17 protein-coding genes are annotated in these 19,321 nt (G+C 68.4%); 7 read left to right on the top strand and 10 right to left on the bottom strand.

Annotated elements, in window-relative coordinates; translation table 11 throughout:
• The first annotated feature begins 90 nt into the window (after positions 1 to 90).
• Positions 91 to 867, top strand: a complete 777-nt coding sequence (locus AC1KVE_RS10895; RefSeq protein ID WP_184458044.1) for an SDR family oxidoreductase — start codon at positions 91 to 93, stop codon at positions 865 to 867.
• Positions 868 to 1,135: 268 nt separating this feature from the next.
• Here AC1KVE_RS10895 and AC1KVE_RS10900 read toward each other — a convergent pair whose 3' ends face one another.
• The 9 genes from AC1KVE_RS10900 to AC1KVE_RS10940 form a co-directional block, all read right to left on the bottom strand.
• A complete protein-coding gene (locus AC1KVE_RS10900; RefSeq protein WP_184458046.1) occupies positions 1,136 to 1,816 on the bottom strand; it encodes a DUF4124 domain-containing protein in 681 nt (226 codons plus the stop codon).
• Positions 1,813 to 2,628 carry a DUF4124 domain-containing protein gene (locus tag AC1KVE_RS10905; RefSeq protein ID WP_481092083.1) on the bottom strand — a complete coding sequence of 272 codons (816 nt, stop codon included), beginning with the start codon at positions 2,626 to 2,628 and terminating at the stop codon, positions 1,813 to 1,815. The genes AC1KVE_RS10900 and AC1KVE_RS10905 overlap by 4 nt, the downstream gene beginning before the upstream one ends.
• A gap of 90 nt (positions 2,629 to 2,718) precedes the next feature.
• Positions 2,719 to 3,282, bottom strand: coding sequence for an L-threonylcarbamoyladenylate synthase type 1 TsaC (tsaC, locus tag AC1KVE_RS10910; RefSeq protein WP_039515356.1), 564 nt, complete (start codon positions 3,280 to 3,282; stop codon positions 2,719 to 2,721).
• Between the two features lie 9 nt (positions 3,283 to 3,291).
• Positions 3,292 to 5,790: a DNA topoisomerase I gene (locus tag AC1KVE_RS10915; RefSeq protein ID WP_184458050.1), complete on the bottom strand. Its 2,499-nt coding sequence runs from the start codon at positions 5,788 to 5,790 to the stop codon at positions 3,292 to 3,294.
• A 182-nt stretch (positions 5,791 to 5,972) separates the two neighbouring features.
• On the bottom strand, positions 5,973 to 7,205 hold the full coding sequence (locus tag AC1KVE_RS10920; RefSeq protein WP_481092084.1) for an RDD family protein: 1,233 nt from the start codon (positions 7,203 to 7,205) through the stop codon (positions 5,973 to 5,975).
• A gap of 27 nt (positions 7,206 to 7,232) precedes the next feature.
• Positions 7,233 to 7,967 (bottom strand): pilin, encoded by a 735-nt coding sequence (locus AC1KVE_RS10925; protein WP_435004737.1) that lies wholly within the window; start codon positions 7,965 to 7,967, stop codon positions 7,233 to 7,235.
• A 37-nt stretch (positions 7,968 to 8,004) separates the two neighbouring features.
• Positions 8,005 to 8,478, bottom strand: a complete 474-nt coding sequence (locus AC1KVE_RS10930) for a DUF494 family protein (RefSeq protein ID WP_003484452.1) — start codon at positions 8,476 to 8,478, stop codon at positions 8,005 to 8,007.
• Between the two features lie 43 nt (positions 8,479 to 8,521).
• On the bottom strand, positions 8,522 to 9,658 hold the full coding sequence (gene dprA, locus AC1KVE_RS10935) for a DNA-processing protein DprA (protein ID WP_481092085.1): 1,137 nt from the start codon (positions 9,656 to 9,658) through the stop codon (positions 8,522 to 8,524).
• Between the two features lie 71 nt (positions 9,659 to 9,729).
• Positions 9,730 to 10,866 carry a LysM peptidoglycan-binding domain-containing protein gene (locus AC1KVE_RS10940; protein WP_104575567.1) on the bottom strand — a complete coding sequence of 379 codons (1,137 nt, stop codon included), beginning with the start codon at positions 10,864 to 10,866 and terminating at the stop codon, positions 9,730 to 9,732.
• Positions 10,867 to 10,997: 131 nt separating this feature from the next.
• Here AC1KVE_RS10940 and def point away from each other — a divergent pair, with 131 nt between their 5' ends.
• From def to AC1KVE_RS10965, 5 genes are all read left to right on the top strand, one after another.
• Complete coding sequence (gene def / locus AC1KVE_RS10945; RefSeq protein ID WP_046344678.1) at positions 10,998 to 11,510, top strand: peptide deformylase; 513 nt, start codon at positions 10,998 to 11,000, stop codon at positions 11,508 to 11,510.
• 297 nt (positions 11,511 to 11,807) lie between these two features.
• Positions 11,808 to 12,731, top strand: coding sequence for a methionyl-tRNA formyltransferase (gene fmt, locus AC1KVE_RS10950; RefSeq protein WP_047124865.1), 924 nt, complete (start codon positions 11,808 to 11,810; stop codon positions 12,729 to 12,731).
• Positions 12,731 to 14,041: a 16S rRNA (cytosine(967)-C(5))-methyltransferase RsmB gene (gene rsmB / locus AC1KVE_RS10955; protein WP_481092086.1), complete on the top strand. Its 1,311-nt coding sequence runs from the start codon at positions 12,731 to 12,733 to the stop codon at positions 14,039 to 14,041. Before fmt ends, rsmB begins: the two co-directional genes overlap by 1 nt.
• A 48-nt stretch (positions 14,042 to 14,089) precedes the next feature.
• On the top strand, positions 14,090 to 15,811 hold the full coding sequence (locus AC1KVE_RS10960; protein WP_102253306.1) for an ArnT family glycosyltransferase: 1,722 nt from the start codon (positions 14,090 to 14,092) through the stop codon (positions 15,809 to 15,811).
• 153 nt (positions 15,812 to 15,964) lie between these two features.
• Positions 15,965 to 17,242: an O-antigen ligase family protein gene (locus tag AC1KVE_RS10965; RefSeq protein ID WP_481092087.1), complete on the top strand. Its 1,278-nt coding sequence runs from the start codon at positions 15,965 to 15,967 to the stop codon at positions 17,240 to 17,242.
• Between the two features lie 122 nt (positions 17,243 to 17,364).
• On the opposite strand, the gene AC1KVE_RS10970 is transcribed toward AC1KVE_RS10965, so the two are convergent.
• Positions 17,365 to 18,189, bottom strand: a complete 825-nt coding sequence (locus tag AC1KVE_RS10970) for a glycosyltransferase family 2 protein (protein ID WP_184433167.1) — start codon at positions 18,187 to 18,189, stop codon at positions 17,365 to 17,367.
• Here AC1KVE_RS10970 and AC1KVE_RS10975 point away from each other — a divergent pair, their 5' ends adjacent.
• Complete coding sequence (locus AC1KVE_RS10975; RefSeq protein WP_184433170.1) at positions 18,190 to 19,248, top strand: CDP-glycerol glycerophosphotransferase family protein; 1,059 nt, start codon at positions 18,190 to 18,192, stop codon at positions 19,246 to 19,248.
• The last annotated feature ends 73 nt before the right edge of the window (positions 19,249 to 19,321 follow it).

Consider the following 19,321-nt stretch of genomic DNA (forward strand, 5'->3'; position numbering starts at 1 on the left):
GGGGTGGCGGTATCCTAACGCCCGGGCCCCAGGCATGCGTCAAGCGCGCTGCTGCGGCCGTTTCCTGCGTCTTGAAAGAGGATGACCCACGTGACAACCCTCCGTTGGCGGCTGGATGGACAGACCGCGCTCATCACCGGCGCCAGCGCCGGCATTGGCTTTGCCATCGCGCGCGAATTGCTGGCCTTCGGCGCGGACCTGCTGATGGTGGCGCGCGATGCCGATGCGCTGGCGCAGGCGCGCGACGAGTTGGCCGAGGAATTTCCCGAGCGCGAGCTGCATGGGCTGGCCGCCGATGTGGCCGACGACGAAGAGCGGCGCGCGATTCTGGATTGGGTGGAAGACCATGCCGATGGCCTGCACCTGCTGATCAACAATGCCGGCGGCAACATCACCCGCGCGGCGATCGATTACACCGAAGACCAGTGGCGCGGCATCTTCGAAACCAATGTGTTCGCCGCTTTCGAGTTGTCGCGTTATGCGCACCCGTTGCTGACCCGCCACGCGGCATCGGCAATCGTCAACGTCGGCAGCGTCTCCGGCATCACCCATGTGCGCAGTGGCGCGCCGTACGGCATGACCAAGGCCGCGTTGCAGCAGATGACCCGCAACCTGGCGGTGGAATGGGCCGAGGACGGCATCCGCGTCAACGCGGTGGCGCCGTGGTACATCCGCACCCGTCGCACTTCCGGGCCGTTGTCGGATCCGGATTACTACGAGCAGGTCATCGAGCGCACCCCGATGCGCCGCATCGGCGAACCGGAAGAAGTGGCCGCCGCCGTCGGTTTCCTGTGCCTGCCGGCCGCCAGTTACATCACCGGCGAATGCATCGCGGTGGATGGCGGCTTCCTGCGCTACGGGTTCTGACACGCCTGCGTGCGTGGTCGCGCGGACAGTGCCTGCGCATGGCATCGGAAGCTGCGCAGGCAGGCGCCGACCCGTCGCTGCGCCTGCGCCTGCAGTGTTCGTCCGCCGCGTCTGCAGGCGACAGTGCGGTGGGCTTGCTCGCATGCGGCTCGCTGCACCGCGCAGGTCATCCGGTGATCGCTAACGGTTGCAGTGGCTCGAAAGAATCAGCCCGGCAAGCACTGCACCGGCACACTGGCTGGCATGCGCTGCCACGCCGGCTGCAGCGTCATGGCGTGGCGGACGGATTCGCGCAGCGGCTTTCGTCCAGCACCCGGCGCATCTGCAAATAGCGCTGCTTGCGCTCGGCCGCTTGCGCCTCGTCGGAGAAGCGCCAGGTCGATTCGGCCTGCTCGGCACGCTGGCGCCAGGCCTCGCACAGGCTCTGGTCCGGCACCGGTGCGCAGCGGTCGGTGACCACTTCGCAGGCGCTGCCGCCACCGGTTGCCGGCCCGCCCGCCAGGTTGGTGGTCTGCATCGGCAGGCAGCGCGTGGCCGGCTCGCGGTCTTCGGTGAAATAGCGCCCGTTGTCGTGCGCGGTGCATTCGAACAAGGGCGGCGGTGGCAGCGTGGAGGTCGAGGTCGAGGTCGAGGTCGAGGCAGGTGGCATCGCAGCCACCGGTGCCGGGGCCGCAGCGGGTGCGGCGGCAGGGACATCGGTCTTCGGCCTGGTGGGGGGCTGCGCAGCGGGCGTGCTACGCGCAGGCGATGCTGCGCCTAATCCATCCGCCGTCAACGGTACCGCGGCCGGTGCCGTCATCAGTTTCTTCTGCTGCTGCATGCCTTTCGGGCAGGGCATGTTCTGCACGGTAAGCGCGCCGCTGGAGTCGGTGCACCGGTAGATCGCCACTTCCTGTGCGCCGGCCACCGAGGCACACGCCAGCAATACCGCCCACGGCCAGCGCCTCATGCGCCGCCGCAATCGCGCTGCAGGCGCGCGTCGATACCGCGCTGTTCGCGGCTGAGATCCTGGCGCTCGCTCTGCAGGGCATTGTTGTAGCGGCGGATCAGTTCCCAGCGACGGTCGGCCAGGCGCGCGCAGACTTCCTGTTCGGGCAGGGCATGGCATTCGTCGCGGATCTGCACGTTGCCGTACGGCACGATCACCGTGCCGCCGTAGCCGCCGCCGTAGCCGCCGCCGTAGCCGCCGCCGTAGCCGCCGCCGTTGTAGCCGCCCTGATAACCGCCTTGATAACCGCCGCCGCCGAAGCTTGCGCTGCCGCGCAGGCTTCCACCGCGACCGGCGCTTCCCTGCACCGACATCGCCGGGCGTGGGCGGACCGAAATCGGCGGGCGCTGGATGCCGCCGCCGCTGACCGGCGGGGCAATGCCGTTGCCCACATAGGCCGGGCCCCAGGTCGGCACCCAGCGCGGATTGCCTTCCGGGCTGTCGCTGGTATAGCGGTTGCCGTCTTCGGTGGTGCACTCGTACATCGGCTGCGGCGGCTGCACGGTGATGATGCGCACCTCGCGCGGTGGCTGCGTCGCGACGGCGGCCGGGGCGGCAACGGCGCGCTGCGGCCGCGGCGGCGGATCCTGCGGACGCTGCAGGTCCAGCACCTGCTGGCGGCCGCTGCTGCATGGCGCATCCTGCAAGGCGACGGTGCCGGTGCTGCTGACGCAGCGGTAGATCCGCACATTCGGATCCGGTTTGCTGGCGGTACTGGCCGCCGACGCAGGCAGCGCGGTGGCCAGCAACAGAAGGGTCAGGACGGTACGCATGGCCGCAGTGTGCGCGTCTACCCGGCTGTGGGCAAAGGGGCAGGCGGTGTTCATGGCCAAGCGCGCCGACAGGCGGCGCGTGGCGGCTGCTCAGTCGCGCAGGATCTGTCCGCTGCGGGCGTCGCGGATCTGGGTCGGTTGCGCCAATGCGCCCACCTCGCCATCCGTCACCCCGTCGATGCTGGCCAGCAGGGCCGGGTCCAGCGCCTGTCGGCTGCGCGCGGGCGGTTCGCCGGCCAGGTTGGCGCTGGTGGACACCAACGGGCCGCCCCAGGCCGCACAGAGCGCGGCGACCAGCGGGTGCGCGCTGATGCGCACCGCCAGCCCGTCATGCGCGCCGGTGACCCAGCGCGGCGCCTGGGCGGTGATCGGCAGGATCCAGGTATGCGGGCCTGGCCAGCTGGCCAGCACCTCCTGCTTGCGGGCCGGCGCCAGCGCGTCCAGATCCACCCAGTCGTGCAGCACATCCACGCTGGCGGCTACCACGATCACGCCCTTGTCGACCGGGCGGCGTTTGATCTCCAGCAGTCGCAGCACGGCGGCCTGCTGGCGCGGGTCGCAGCCCAGCCCCCACACCGCTTCGGTGGGATAGGCGATCACGCCGCCCCGGGTCAGGGTGGCGACGGCGCTGTCCAGGCTGAGCGTGTGCTGCATGCGGCGGCCTTAGCTTGCGGCCTTGCTCGCGGTCTTCTTGACCACGCGCTTGCTGGCCTTCTTGGCAGCGGCCTTCTTGGCCGGCGCCTTCTTCGCCGCGGTCTTGGTGGCGGTCTTCTTTACCGCGGTCTTCTTGGCTGCGGCGTCCTTGGCTTCCTTGGCCGAATCCTTCACCGCGTTCTTCTTGAGCGTGGCCTTCTTGGCGCCGAAGCCCTTGCGCACTGGCTTGCCGGTGTCGGCCAGCAGCTGCTGCACTTCCTCGAACGTCAGCGACGCCGGCTCGCGATCCTTGGGGATCTTGCCATTGAGCTTGCCATCGCTGATGTACGGGCCGAAGCGGCCGTTGAGCACCTGGATGTCGCTGCCCTCGAAGTCCTTGATCACGCGGTTGCGCGCGATTTCTTCCTTCTCCTCGATCAGGAACACCGCGCGCGCCAGATCGATGGTGTACGGGTCGTCTTCCTTCTTCAGCGACGCATAGACGCTGCCGCGGCGCGCGAACGGGCCGAACCGGCCGATGCCGACGCTGACGTCCTGGTCCTTGTCCTGGCCCAGTGCGCGCGGCATCTTGAACAGCTCCAGCGCGTCTTCGATGGAGATCGAGTAAATGCTCTGGCCTGGCCGCAGCGAGGCGAAGGTGGGCTTTTCCTCGTCTTCGACGGTGCCGATCTGCACCATCGGGCCGAACCGGCCGATGCGCGCGCTGACTTCCTTGCCGCTGACCGGGTCGGCGCCCAGCACGCGCACGCTGCCGGCGTCGGTCTTGTCCAGCGAATCCTTCTTGTCCTCGACCAGTTCCTTGAACGGGCCCCAGAACTTCTCCATCAGCGGGATCCACTCTTCCTCGCCACGCGAGACCGCATCCAGGTCGTCTTCGAGCTTGGCGGTGAAGTCGTAATCCACGTAACGGGTGAAATGCCCGGACAGGAACTTGGACACGGCGCGGCCCACGTCGGTGGGACGGAAGCTGCGGCCTTCCATTTCCACGTACTTGCGGAACTGCAGGGTCTGGATGATCGAGGCGTAGGTGGACGGCCGGCCGATGCCGTATTCCTCCAGTGCCTTGACCAACGCCGCTTCGGTGAAGCGCGGCGGCGGCTGGGTGAAATGCTGGTCGGTGACGATGCGGTCCAGCGGGATGTTGTCGCCGGCCTTCATCAGCGGCAGCTTGCGGCCTTCGTCCTCGTCCTCGCTGCTCTTGGTGTCCTTGCCTTCCTCGTAGACCGCCAGGAAGCCGGGCACCACCACGGTGGTGCCGCTGGCGCGGAACACGTGCTCGCTGCCGGCCGACAGATCGACGCTGACGGTGTTGAGCGTGGCCGGGATCATCTGGCAGGCCACGGCGCGGCGCCAGATCAACTCGTACAGGCGACGCTCGTCGTCGGACAAAAAGCGCGCCACCTGCGCCGGGGTGCGCAGCGCCGAGGTCGGACGTACCGCCTCATGCGCTTCCTGCGCGTTCTTGGATTTGGTGGTGTAGGCGTTGGGCTGGTCCGGCAACGAGGCGGTGCCGAAATCGCGCGCGATCACATCGCGGATTTCCGACAGCGCGTCCTGCGACAGGTTCACCGAGTCGGTACGCATATAGCTGATCAGACCGACCGAGCCTTCGTCGCCCAGCGCCACGCCTTCGTACAGCTTCTGCGCCACCTGCATGGTCTTGCGGGTGGTGAAGCCGAGCTTGCGCGAGGCTTCCTGCTGCAGCGTGGAGGTGGTGAACGGCGGGGCAGGGCGACGCTTGCGCTCCTTGCTGGCCACATCGGTGACATGCAGCACGCCTTGCGCGGCCTGCTGGATGCGCAGCCGCGCCGCTTCGGCGGTGTCGCCGTCGGTGACGGTGAACTGCTCGAACTTCTGCCCGTCCAGCTTGATCAGGCGCGCATTGAACGGCTGCGACGGATGCCGGCAATGCGCATCGATGGACCAGTACTCGCGCGCGATGAAGGCTTCGATCTCTTCCTCGCGCTCGACGATCATGCGCAGCGCCGGCGACTGCACCCGGCCAGCCGACAGCCCACGCTGCACCTTGCGCCACAGCACCGGCGACAGGTTGAAGCCGACCAGATAGTCGAGCGCGCGACGGGCCTGCTGCGCATCGACCAGATCGGCCGCGATCGCGCGCGGCTTGAGCATGGCTTCCTTGATCGCACGCGGGGTGATCTCGGTGAACACCACCCGCTGCATCGTCTTGTCCTTGAGCAGCCCGCGCTCTTTCAGGATCTCGGCGATGTGCCAGCTGATCGCCTCGCCCTCGCGGTCCGGGTCGGTCGCCAGATAGATGTCGTCGGCGCTCTTGGCCGCGCGTGCAATGGCTTCGACATGCTTCTCGTTCTTTTCGATCAGGTCGTAGCGCATTGCGAAGCCGTTGTCCGGATCGACCGCGCCTTCCTTGGGGACGAGATCGCGCACGTGCCCATACGAGGCCAGGACGGTGAAGTCCTTGCCGAGGTATTTATTGATCGTCTTGGCCTTGGCAGGCGATTCGACGATGAGCAGGTGCTTGGGCATGGTGGCGAATTCTTTGGGCAGGGCCCGGGGGGCGGGTAGCGTGGCCTAATTGGCCGGTGGAGGGAAGCAGATCGACCGTTTCCCACAGGTCAACGCCCGGGAAACGAGCCCGGGCGTTCAGTTCTCTTATTAGAAAGATCACGGCGGACGCCGCCGTGTCAAGCGGCCAGGGCCGCCAACTGCTAGCTCTGGCTCATTCCGATGGCGGCCAGCATGAAGCCCACCACCACCACCGAGATCACCAGCAGCACCGCATAAATGGCCAGCACCACGATGGTGACCGTGTCCAGACCCCTGGATTGGCGCTCCGGGTGATCCGTAAACGCCCAGCGGTCCACCACCAGGGTGTCGCAGACCTTGTCGTGCGGAGCCTGCTTGCGCGCGGTCATGCCGGCCATGAACGCGGCCACGACCACGCCGATGCCCAGGGTGAGCACGCTGATCAGCATGTAGGCCAGGTAGCGCAGCACATTGCGCCAGAAACCGACCCGGCCGCCGTTGCTGTCGGCGCGCACCAGCTTGATGCCGCAGGCGAGCTTGCCCAGGCTGGCCTGGTGCCGGCTGGACTGCATCCAGGCGAAATACAGCGTCGGGATCGCCAGGCCGATGCCGTAGGACATCACCAGGATGGCGATGCTGAGCGCGCTGCCGTCGTCCAGCGCCGAGCCGGAATCACCCCGGCTGGTCGCCAGCGCCACGACGAACACCAGCGGGATCACGATCAGGTACACCGCAAAGCTGGTGATCAGGCTGTCCAGGATGCTGGCGGCCACGCGCCGCCACAGGCCGGCGTAGACGACCGGGGCATCGTGCAATGCGACGCTTGCCGCGGGCGCGGCGACGGAATCCCAGGCGCTTGGAAGCGGCGCGCCGGCCGGTGGTTGCGACACGGCATGCGCGGGTGTTGCAGGCGCGTGGGAGGTGTCGGTCAGGAGCGGGCTCGGTGCCGCCGGGGTTGCCGCAGGGTCTGCCGGCGTGATGGGCCACGCCGCTGGATCTGTCAGCGCAGCCTGCCCGCTCGGCGGACGCTGCAGGTGGTCGGCTACGGGAGGGTAATCGGCAAGGCCGGAGTCGGACCGCCCGAGCGCAGCGTCTGCCGCCGGGCCGGCAAACGGCACATCTGCGGCAGGCGTGTGATCCACCGCGACGCTGGTCGGGTGAACCGTCGCCTGCGGCTCGCTGTGCGCAACGTTCACCGGCACATCTCCGACGCTCGGCGCGGCGGGCGCTGGAACGGCGGTGTCGATCCCCAGCTCGGCCATGACCTCGCCAAGTGCCACCCACTGCGGAAAGCCTTCGCGCCAGACCAGGCTGGATGCATCGATCAGGCCTCCCGACAGGCGCGCGCGAAGCGTGTCCGTGTCCACCGGCCCCTGGCGCTCGCGTTGTGCGTCGGCGTAATACCACTGCGTCATTGAAGTCCCCTTGCGTAGAGCGATTGACTAGCCGCGGCAGTCCGGCGGAAGTTGGTTGTCGTCGATCTCGGAGCTGCACTGCCAGCTGCCGGCGTCCGCGTCGAAATCCAGCCACAGCGCCTTGCCGTCGATTTTGGTCATTTTCGGCGCACGCAGCAGCGCCTCGACTCCGCAGTTGGTGGTGTCGAAACGGCCGATCCGCACGCTGCTCAGGACATCGTTTGCATACTGCTCGGGCGCGAGAAAGCCGGCGTCGCCGTTGACCGGGCAACGGCCTTGCTGCGCGAGAAATTCGGCGATCTGCGGCTTCAGGGGCGTCAGCGCCGCGATCGCCTGGGCGACCTTGGTACGCGTGGTGTAGTCCTGGTACGCCGGCAGCGCGATCGCCGCCAGGATGCCGATCATCGCCACCAGCACGAACATGCCCACCACCGCGCCCAGCACCAACGCCAGCGGCCACCCCGGCCCGTTGCCAGGAAGGCGATGTGCTGACGAAGAGGGTGCACTGGCGGCTGCGTTGTGAACAGCCGCTGGCGGAACCGACGGCAGGGGCGGCGGCAGCGCTGCGGCGCGCAGATCGGTGGAAATCGGTGGCCCGAGCTCGTCGGCGCATGCAGACAGCGGCACCCATCGGGCAAATCCTTCGCGCCAGACCAGGGTGTCCAGTGCAATCGCGTGCTCGCGATACAGCGCCAGCAAGGCCTCGCCGGCCACCGGGCCACGCCGGTGGCGGTTGCCCTCGGCGTAATACCAACTACTCATTGCCGTCCCCTCGCACGCGTCCGTTGCGGCTTCCGCCTCAGTGTACGGGTTCAGGCTCGTCCAGGAACATCTGCGTTTCCATCCAGGCGTAGGCCGCTTCGGCACCCGGCTGGTTGAACAACACCATCAAGACCACCCATTTGAGGTCGTCCAGGTCCAGTTCGTCCTGGTCCAGCGCCATGGCGCGATCCAGCACCAGCTCGCGCTGGTCGGCGTCGAGGATGCGGTGTTGCTCCAGGAACAGCAGGAATCCACGGCAGTCCACATCGAGCTTGTCCAGCTCCGGGCCGTGGTAGATGCGTACCGGTCCATCGACATGCGGGCGCGCCACGCTGGGCCGCTGCTCGGAGAGCGCGTCCAGCCAATCGAAGGCTTTGCTGATTTCTGCGGGGCTGAAACCGGCCTGGATCAGGCCATTCTGAAGCGAGTCACGGTCGCGGACCAGGTCCGCATCTTCGCTGAAATAATGTTCGAACAGGTACAGCAGTACATCAAGAATGCTCTCTTTCATTGCCCCTCGGCCTGCGTCGCGCGACGCTGTGGAGGTGAAGAAACTAGGGATTGCGGGTATAGCGACCGTGCTCGGTGACCACGTCTCCCTCCAGTTCCATGATGAGCAGCATGGAGGACAGCGCGGCGGCCGTCAATCCGGTGCGTTCGACCAGGGAATCCATAGGGGTTGGGTCGTGGCCCAGCGCCTGCCACAAGCGCTGGTAGTCCGGATCCGGGCGCGCCGGGCCGGCTTGCGGCGGTGTCCTGGCCTGATCAGTGGGGGCGGCCAGGCGCTGGCGCAAGGCGCTCGCCAGTTCGCCCGACAGCAGGCGCAGGCCGTCGATGACCTGGGCCGGCTCCTGGGCCAGGGTGGCGCCCTGCCGGATCAGGTGATGGCAGCCCCGCGCGAGCGGATTGTGCAGCGAGCCGGGCAGGGCGAACACCTCGCGCCCGGCCTCCGCCGCCAGCCGCGCGGTAATCAGCGCGCCCGAGCGCATGGCCGCTTCCACCACCAGGGTGCCCAGGGCCAGCCCGGCGATGATCCGGTTGCGGGCCGGGAAGTGCCCCGCAACCGGCCCGGTGCCGGGCAGGTATTCGCTGACCACCGCGCCACGCGCGGCGATGCGATCGCGCAGGGAGTGGTGATTTGCCGGGTAGGCCACATCCGCGCCGGTGCCCACCACCGCCACGGTGATGGCCCCGGCACGGGCAAGCGCGGCCTCGTGTGCGATCGCGTCCACGCCGGCGGCCATGCCGCTGACGATGGCCAGCCCGGCGCCTGCCAGGCCGGAGGCGAACGCGCGGGTGTGGTCGCGGCCGCCGGCGGTGGCGGAGCGGCTGCCGACCACGGCTACGCCCGGGTGCCAGAGCGCGTTCGGGTCGCCGTCCACGAACAGGGCCAGCGGCGGATTGACGATGTGGCGCAGCAGGGCGGGGTAGTCGGGATCGTTCAGGCCGATCAGGTGATGGCCGGGCTGCTCGCACCACTGCAGGGCGGCGTCCAGCGAGCGCGCATCGGGGGTCTGCAGCCGTGCCGCCTGCAACTCGTCGCAGCCGGCGGCAAGCCAGGCCTCGGGCCCGGCCGCCAGTAGCTCGGCCGGGCTGGCGAAGCAGTCCAGCAGCGCATGGCGCGGCGGGCTACGGCCGCCCGCCAGGAGCAGGGTCAGGAGTGCGCGCAGGTCGGAAGTGGGGAGGGCCATGCGTCCAGCCTGAACCGCAAACGCCGACGGCGCCCTCAGGCGCCGTCGTATTACCGCATCGGAATTTTCGCTTACTGCGCGTCGGGATGCTTGACGAAGTAGCCCAGGCCGGTCGGCTTGACGCTTTCCATCACCAGCGCATAGCTGACCTTGTCGAAGGTGCGGAACACCATCGCGTGCGAGGCGTATTCGTCGGGCAGGCCGACGGTGGAGCCGGCCGGGCCGCTGAAGTCGTCGTCGGTCCGCGAGAAGCGCGAGTGCTTGACGCGGTCGCTGACCGTGCGGCCCTTGCGCCAGATCGAGAACACCGTGCCGTTGTTGATGCCTTCGCGGGCACCGCCGGAGATGGCGATCACGTCGCGGGTGCCGCCGACGGTGAAGGCATCGGAGATGGCCAGTACCCGCAATTCGGTCTGCAGGGCCTGTTCCGACGGCGGATGCGGGATGAACTGCAGGTCGTAGGGCTGCGCCTCGACGGCGACGATGCGATCGCCGGCGCGTACCTCGCGGCCGCTGTCCTGCAGCAGCAGGGTGGCCGCCTTGGAGTTGCCGCCCGCCGCGCTGCGCGTGATGGTGCCGACATTGACCTGTGCCAGTTCGTAGCCGAGGAACTCGCGGCGCGTGCTCGGCGCGATGTAGTTCTTCCAGATGTTGCCGGCGCCTGCGGTGATGTTGCCGGCCGCATCGAGGTCTTCGTTGTGCTTGGGCAGGCTGAACTTCACCGTCGGGCGTACCACCGCAAAACGCTGGCCCGGCTGTGCATCGTCCAGGCCGACCACATAGGCCACCTGGCCGGTGGTGGCGCGCGTGCGGCCGCCTTCCAGGCCCACCACATACGGCAGCTGGTCGAAGTCGTCGGTGACGCGCAGGTTCTTCAGGAACGGCTCGACATCGGCCAGCGGAATCGCATTGATCGGCGCTTCCTGGCGCGGACCGGGCTGGACGGTGCCCTTGGCGACGCGATCCAGGTAGGCCAGGCTGATCACGTCACCGGGATAGATCAGGTGCGGATTCTGGATCTGCGGGTTGGCCTGCCAGATTTCCGGCCACAACCAGGGTTTTTGCAGGAAACGTCCAGCGATGTCCCACAGGGTATCGCCCTTGCGGACCACGTAAGTCTCTGGATGCTCGCCCACCGCTTGCGCGGCAGCGTAGGTCGCGACGGTCAGCATCGCCGCAGCGACGACCGTACGAAGTCGGTTCAACATGAGTGCCTTCTTGCCTGATTCCCCAACAGGTCTGCGCACTATAGTCCAGAAACCGGGGCGTCACGCAAGCATTGCGCTAGAATGACAGCGTCTTGCCGGCGCAGCGCCGGTGTTCCCAGACGGGTAATCCCATGGCTTTGCTCCCTATTCTCGAATTCCCCGATCCGCGGCTGCGCACCAAGGCCGTGCCGGTCGACGCTGCCGAGCTCACCAGCCCGGCATTCCAGACCCTGCTCGACGACATGTTCCAGACCATGTACGAGGCGCCCGGCATCGGCCTGGCCGCCAGTCAGGTGGACGTGCACAAGCGTTTCATGGTGATCGACGTCAGCGAGGAGAAGACGCTCCCGCAGGTGTTCATCAACCCGGAGATCGTGAGCAGGCAGGGCGAGCAGGTCTACCAGGAAGGCTGCCTGTCGGTACCCGGCATCTATGCCGACGTCGCCCGCGCCGATGCGATCACCGTGCGCTATCTCGACCGCCAGGGCAACGCGCAGGAACTGAGCACCGACGGCCTGCTGGCGGTGTGCATCCAGCACGAGATGGACCATCTGGACGGCAAGTTGTTCGTCGATTACCTGTCGCCGCTCAAGCGCGAAATGGTGCGCAAGAAACTGGCCAAGCAGCGTAAGCACGTGGCCTGAGGGCAGGGATTGGGGAGTTGGGATTGGGGATTGGTGAAGCGGGTTTTCTGGCTTGCCGGATCCGTTGGTCCCCATCCCAATCGCCGGGCGCGGCGCTATCGCGCGTGATTAAAGCGATGGCGCAGGCCGTCGCTGCGCGCGCTCCGCGTACACGGATGGAGCGACACGTCGGGATTGGGGATGTGGATTGGCCAGCCACTGCGCTGTTGCCCAAGCCCCCTGCTGCGAATCCCGATGCCCGAATCCCCATTCCCCGCTACTGCCACTCACAAATCCCCACTCCCGAATCCCCGCCCTATGAGAATCGTATTCGCCGGTACGCCGGATTTTGCCGTCGCCTCGTTGCGCGCAGCCGCGCAGCGGCATGAAGTGGTGGCGGTCTACACCCAGCCGGATCGGCCTGCCGGCCGTGGCCGCGGGTTGACGCCGTCGCCGGTCAAGCTGGAGGCGATTGCGCGCGGCATCCCGGTCTTCCAGCCGCAGACGCTGCGCTCGCCGGAGGCACTGGCCGCGCTGCGCGCGCTCAATGCCGATCTGATGGTGGTGGTGGCCTACGGCCTGATCCTGCCCAAGGCGGTGCTGGCCGCGCCGACCCATGGCTGCTGGAACGTGCATGCCTCGTTGCTGCCGCGCTGGCGTGGCGCCGCGCCGATCCAGCGCGCGATCGAGGCCGGCGATACCGAAACCGGCGTCTGCCTGATGCAGATGGAAGCCGGACTGGATACCGGCCCGGTGCTGCTGTCGCAGCGGCTGGCCATCGGCGAGCAGGAAACCGGCGGGCAGCTGCACGATCGCCTGGCCGCGCTGGGCGCGCAGGTGCTGGCCGATGGCCTGGGCCTGCTGCGTGCCGGCATCCGCCCGGTGGCGCAGCCGCAGCCGGCCGAAGGCGTGACCTATGCGCACAAGCTGGACAAGACGCAGGCGCGGCTGGACTGGACCCAGCCGGCGCAGGAGCTGGCACGGCGGGTACGCGCGTTCAATCCATGGCCGGTGGCCGAGGCGGTCCTGGCCGGCGAGCGCGTGCGCCTGCATGGTGCGGTGGCGCTGGAGCTGGCCCATCAGCAGGCGCCGGGCACCCTGCTCGCCGCCAGCAAGCAGGGCATCGACATCGCCTGCGGGCAGGGCGCGCTGCGGGTGCGCGTGCTGCAGCGCGAGGGCGGCAAGGCGATCACCGCTGCCGACTACCTCAACGCGCGCCGCGACCTGCCGGCGCTGCGCTGATGTCGGCAGAGACCGCAACCGCCGGCGTCGGCTCGCGTCTGGCCGCAGCACGGGTGCTGACGGCGGTGTTCGACCAGGGCCGCTCGCTCAAGGCCGAACTGGCCGCGACCTTGCCCGGTCTTGATGATCCACGCGACCGCGCGCTGGTGGAGGCGATCTGCTTTGCGGTGCTGCGCCGCCGCCCGGCCTATGACGTGGCATTGCGGCAGTGGCTGGAACGCCCGTTGCCGCCGCGCGATGCGGAACTGAAAGCGCTGCTGATGGCCGGCTTCGCCCAGCTCGACGTGCTGCAGCTGCCCGCGCATGCGGCCTTGTCGGCCACCGTGGACGCGTGCCGCGCGCTGGGCCGGCCGCGGCAGGCTGGCATGGTCAACGCGATCCTGCGGCGCGCCCAGCGCGAGGGGTTTCCGGCGGTGTCCGCCGATGCGGGCTGGCCGTCCTGGCTGCGCAAGCAACTGCGCGCCGATTGGGGCGAGCAGGCCGAACGCATCTTCGTGGCCAGCGCACAGATGGCGCCGATGTGGCTGCGCGTGCAGCGCGCGCGGATCGACCCGGCCGGCTATGTCGCCCGGCTGGCCGCGCTGGGCATCGGCGCGGACACGGATGCGCTGTTGCCGGATGCGGTGCGTCTGCACGGGGCGGTGCCGGTGAGCCAGTTGCCGGGTTTTGCCGACGGCGATGTCTCGGTGCAGGACGGCTCTGCCCAGCAGGTTGCCGATGCGCTGGCGCTGGCGCCGTCGGCACGCGTGCTCGATGCCTGCGCGGCGCCCGGCGGCAAGGCCGCGCATCTGCTGGAACGTCATCCTGGCCTGCAGCTCACCGCGCTGGATGTGGAGGCGCGCCGGCTGGAGCGGGTGCAGCAGACCTTGCAGCGCACCGTGCCGGCCGCGCAGGTGACCTTGCACACCGCTGACGCCGCCGATACCGCCGCATGGTGGGACGGCCAGCCGTTCGATGCGGTGCTGCTGGATGCGCCGTGTTCGGCCACCGGCGTGGTGCGCCGTCAGCCCGACGTGCTGCTGCATCGCCGTGCCGACGATATCGACGCCTTGTGTGCGTTGCAGGCGCGTCTGCTCGACGCCACCTGGCGCACGCTGCGGCCGGGCGGGCAGCTGCTCTACACCACCTGTTCCCTGCTGGCGCGCGAGAACCAGGCGCAGGTGCAGGCATTCCTGCAACGCACTGCCGATGCGCAGGCGCAGCCGCTGGGTGCGCAATTCGGTCATGCGGCAGGTGCCGGACGCCAGCGTTTTCCCGGCGAGCAGCACTGCGACGGTTTTTTCTACGCGCTTTTGCTAAAAGCGTCCTAACCGCGCGCCGATCCCGGCGCTCCACCTGTGCATCCACTGCCGCCCGTCATGCTCAAGACTCGTGCTTCCAAGGATTTCTGGCTGCTGGCCATCACCGCCGTTCTGGTGATCGGTGCCGGCCTGGGACTGCGCGACCCCTGGCCGTCGGACGAGCCGCGGTTTGCACTGGTCGCCAAGCAGATGGTGATGAGCGGCGACTGGCTGTTCCCGCATCGCGGCAACGAGCTGTACTCGGACAAGCCGCCGATGCTGATGTGGCTGCAGGCGCTGTTCTACACGCTGCTGGGCAACTGGCGGGTGGCGTTCCTGCTGCCGTCGCTGCTGGCGGCGCTGGGCACGCTGGCCTGCGTGTACGACCTGGGGCGGCGCCTGTGGACCCGGCGCGTGGGCGCGTATGCGGCGTGGATGCTGTTGTTCACGCTGCACTTCACCTTCCAGGCCAAGAAGGCGCAGATCGATCCGCTGGTGGTGTTCTGGATCACCCTGGCCAATTACGGGTTGCTGCGCCATCTGCTGCTGGGGCCGGCCTGGCGCTGGTGGACGCTGGGCTGGTTTGCCGCCGGGCTGGGTGTGATCACCAAGGGGGTCGGCATCATCGCCCTGCTGATGCTGATCCCGGCCGGCATCGCGGCGGCGCGCGGCTGGCCGGGCGTGCGCGTGCATGTGCGCGATCGGCGTTTCTGGCTGGGGCCGCTGTTCTTCTTCGTCGCGATCCTGCTGTGGTTCGTGCCGATGATGGTGACCGCGCTGACTGCCGGCCAGCCCGAGTACCGCGTCTATCTCAACGACATCCTGCTGCGCCAGACCGCCAAGCGCTATGCCAATTCCTGGGATCACGCGCAGCCGGTCTGGTACCACTTCAAGGGCATGGCCACGATGTGGCTGCCGACCATCCTGGTGCTGCCCTGGGCGATCCCGGCCTGGTGGCGCCGGCTCAAGCGACGCGATGCGCGCTATCTGTTGCCGCTGGCCTGGTGGCTGCTGGTGCTGGTGTTCTTCACCATTCCCAGCGGCAAGCGCGATGTGTACATCCTGCCGGCGCTGCCGATGTTCTGTCTGGCGCTGGCGCCGCTGGCGGCAGGCCTGCTGCGTCGCGCCGGGGTGCAGCGGCTGCTGTTCGGATTCGTGCTGCTGCTGACGCTGGCCTTCGCTGCCGGCGGCGCGGCGATGCTGATCGGGCACCCGGGCTTCGAGCAGAAGATCATGGACAGCCGCGGGGTCGGCAGCGAGGCCACCGACCCGCTCGGCTGGCTGCTGCTGGCAGTCGGTCTGTGGGGCGTGGCCAGCCTGTTGCTGCTGCGGGTGCGCCGTTCCGCGCTTGCCGCAGCATCGCTGCTGGGCGCGTGGTGGGTGGCGTTCGGTCTGGTCTGCTATCCGATCTTCAACGACTCCAGTTCGGCGGGCGCGGTGATGCGCGAGGCCGGGCGCCGGATCGGCCCGGACGCGCAGCTCGGGCTGGTGGCCTGGAAAGAGCAGAACCTGCTGATGGCCGACCGCCCCGCGCAGACCTTCGGCTTCAAGGTGCCGTGGGAACAACAGCTGCAGCGCGCGGTGGCCTGGCAGGCAGAGCGTCCCGATCGACGTTGGCTGATGGCGCAGGAGACCGCGCTGCTGGCCTGCGTGGACCGCAGCCGCAGCCAGATGGTGGGGGTGGCCAACCGCCGTCGCTGGTGGCTGGTGCCGGCCGATGCCGTGCACGGCAGCTGCGTGGCGAGTTCCGAGCAGCGGGCAGTGGAAGCGCAGGAGCAGGGCAACCTGGACACCGAATGAGCCGGCGCAGCGCAGGTGTCTGCCGCGATCGGCGGCCCGTCAATGCCGTCGCCGGCCGCTGTCTAGCATGGATTCATGCGGGGCATCGTTAGCTTGGCCGGCGTCGCTGACGCGTGTCGCCCGATGTCACCCCCACTTGCCACCGATGTCTGAATGAATTCCTTGCCCACCCAGCCCGCTGCGCTTTCCTCGTCGGCCCCCATCGCATCACCTGCAGGTGTGGGCATTGCCGAACTGGGCGTGTTCGCGTTGACCGCCTTGGTGGTCAGCATGCCGAGCGGGTTGCTGCCGTTCGGGCTGTGCCTGTTGCTTGGCTCGCTGGTGGGTTGGCGCAGCCTGCGCGCAGGCGTTGCCATGCGCCCCTGGTCGCTGCGCGCGCTGGGGTGGTTGGCCGCGGCGGTGATCGCGATGTCGCTGTTGTCGATCGTGCTGTTCGAACACGGGCTGCGCGATGTCGACAACCGCTCGCGCTTTCTGGTGCTGCCGTGGGCGGCGGTGTGGGCGTACGCACTGCGGCCGCGCCAGGTCTGGCTATGGCGTGGCGCGCTGGCCGGCGTGTTCGCGGCAATGTTGATCGCCATGCTGCAGGTGATAAACGGTGCCGACCGCGCGGAAGGCTGGACCAATGCGATTGTATTTGCCGATATCGCGCTGATGTTGCTGGTAGTGGCGGTGTTCTGCCGCCCGCCTGGCAAGGTGCGCTGGCTGGTGGGCGCGGCCATCGCCACGGTGGTGGTGATCGTGCTCAGCGGCAGCCGCGGGGTGTGGTTGTCGCTGCTGGTGACCTTGGGCGTGCTGATCTGGGGCGCGCCCTGGCAGAGCGCACGCATGCGCTTGCTGACCTTCGTCGGCAGTGCGGTGCTGGCGGTAGGCGTGGTGCTCAGCGTGCCGGCGTTGACCCAGCAGATGCGCCTGGGCGAGTTGCAGAGCGACCTGCAGCGCTACGAGGTCGGCGACAGCGACTCGTCCGCCGGTGCCCGGATCGAGCGCCTGCATGTGGCCTGGGACACCTTGCGCGCGCATCCGCTCACCGGCATCGGCGTCGGGCGCTTCGACGATGCGATGCGCGAGCTGCCGGTGTGCGCCGGCGACACCTGGCTGCTGCGCTGCCATCTGGGCCATGCGCACAACGATCTGGCCGAGTGGGGCGCCACCCAGGGCGTGCCGGGCCTGTTGCTGCTGTTTGCGGTCTACGGGGTGCCGTTATGGGTCTTCGCGCGGCTGCATCGCCGCAGCGGCCAGCGCCAGTTCCGCGGACCGGCCGCGGCCGGGGTGATGATCGTGGTGAGCTATGCGCTGTGCGGACTGACCCAGTCGATGTTTGCGCACCAGGTGTCGGCCAGCTTCTATACGGCGATGGTCGGTGTGCTGGTCGGGCTGGCAGCGCGTCAGGCGCAGGAGTTCCCGGCTCGAGCGGCCGACAAGGTCTAGCAAGCGGGCTTGCGGTGGCGATGGGTTATTCGCGCGTCACCGGAATTGACGTGGTGGACTGCCGGCTTCGAGCGCGTCTTGCGCCGACGTAGCGGCGAACGCAGTCGTGTTGCTGGCCGCTCTCAGTCGCCGCGCCGCTCGTCCGCACGCGGCGGGTCCTGCACCGGCTGGTTGTGCTGCAGCAGCCACAGCATGATGGTCTTCTGGCGCACGTAGTTGGCGCGCACGTAGGCATAGATCAACCCGTGCCAGCCATCGCGAAACCCGCCGCGCAGCAGGTAGCCGCGCCAGAAGCGCCAGGCCGGCGCCAGCACCAGCTTGCTCCAGGTCGCGCGCTTGCCGCGCGCATGCTCGTGCTCGGCCATCATCTGCGCATAGCGCTGGGTCTTGGCCAGTTGCTGCGCCAGCGAGCGGTACGGGTAGTGGATCAGATCGCCGGCCAGGGTCACCACTGCACCGTCGACACTGGCCGCCTCGTGGATCTCGCGCTTGCCGCGCCAGCCGCCGCGGCGTCGATCGAACAAGCGCAGCACCCGATCCGGATAGGCATTGCCATGGCGCAGGAACCGGCCGAAATAATCCGACAGCCGTGCGAAGCGATAACCTGCCGCACCGGCAAAGCCGCCATCGCGCGCGGCAACGATCGACGCCCGCAGGGCATCGCTGACGCGTTCGTCGGCGTCCAGGCACAGCACCCAGTCGTGGCTGGCCTGCGCAACGCAGAACGCCTTCTGGCTGCGGTAGCCATCGAAGGCGCGCTGCAGGACGCGTGCGCCGTGCGCGGTGGCCAGCGTCACGGTGGCGTCGGTGGAGCCGGAGTCCACCACCAAGATCTCGTCGCAGAACGCCAGCGAGCGCAGGCAGTCGCGTAGGCGATCGGCCTCGTTGAACGCGATAATGCAGGCGCTGATGCGCGGCCGTTCGTCGGGTGCGGTCGAAGAGGACATGTGATGGCTCAATACCTGCTGTTCGCAACGGAGCGTTACGCGTTGCCTATTCTGGCGCCATTGGCGCAGGCATTACAGGCCCGCGGGCACGCCGTGTCGGCGTGGTTCGAGGGCGGTGCACGCGGGCTGGTGTTGCCGGACGTGCGCGAGGTCGGCCTGCGCGAGGCGCTGGCGTTGCGTCCGCGTGCGGTGTTCAGCGCGGCCAACTGGGTGCCGCCGTTCATTGCGGGCGCCAAGGTGCAGCTGTTCCATGGGTTCAACGTGCAGAAACGCGAAGACAACCGCGGGCACTTCCGCGTGCGCGGATTGTTCGATCTGTATTGCACGCAGGGCCCGGCCACCACGGCGCCGTTTCGCGCGCTTGCCGAGCGCGAAGGGCATTTTGCCGTGGTCGAAACCGGCTGGCCCAAGCTCGACCCGGTGTTCCGCGACGATGGCGGCCGCAGCGCTGCACTGCGCGCGCCCGCCAACGGGCGCCCGGTGATCCTGTTCGGTTCCACCTTTACCGAGCGCTTGAGCGCTGCGCCCGCGCTCTACGACGAGATCGCCGCCGATATCGCACGCGGTGCGCATTACTGGCTGCTGACGCTGCATCCGAAGTGCGCGCCGGAGCTGTTCGATCGCTATCGCGCGCTGGCCGGGCCGCATGCCCGCTTTGTCGAACCCGAAGAAGTGATGGCCGCGCAGCGTGCGGCCGATGTGCTGGTGTCGGATACCTCGTCGATCGTGTCCGAGTTTGTGGTGCAGCACAAACCGGTGGTGACCTTCCGCAACCGCGTGCCGCAGCCGCATATGCTGGACTTCCAGCAGCCCGGGCAATTGCCGCAGCAGCTGGCGCGCGCGCTGGCGCCGGATGCGTTGCTGCGTAATGCACTCGCCCGTTATGCCGATGCGATCCACCCGTACCGCGACGGGCAGTCGTCGGAGCGGGTGATCGCAGCGACCGAGGACTTCATCGCCGGCAAGCTCGGCCCACTGCGGCGCAAGCCGCTGGGCGCAGTGTGGCGAGGCCTGCAGATCCGCCGCGAACTCGGATACTGGGGCCCGGTACAACGCTGATCACTGCGAGTTGCGCATCGACGAGACCGCTGCCAATCAGCACTTCACCCAATCCCGAATCCCGACTTCCCAA

The organism is Xanthomonas sp. NCPPB 2864 (assembly GCF_056675615.1).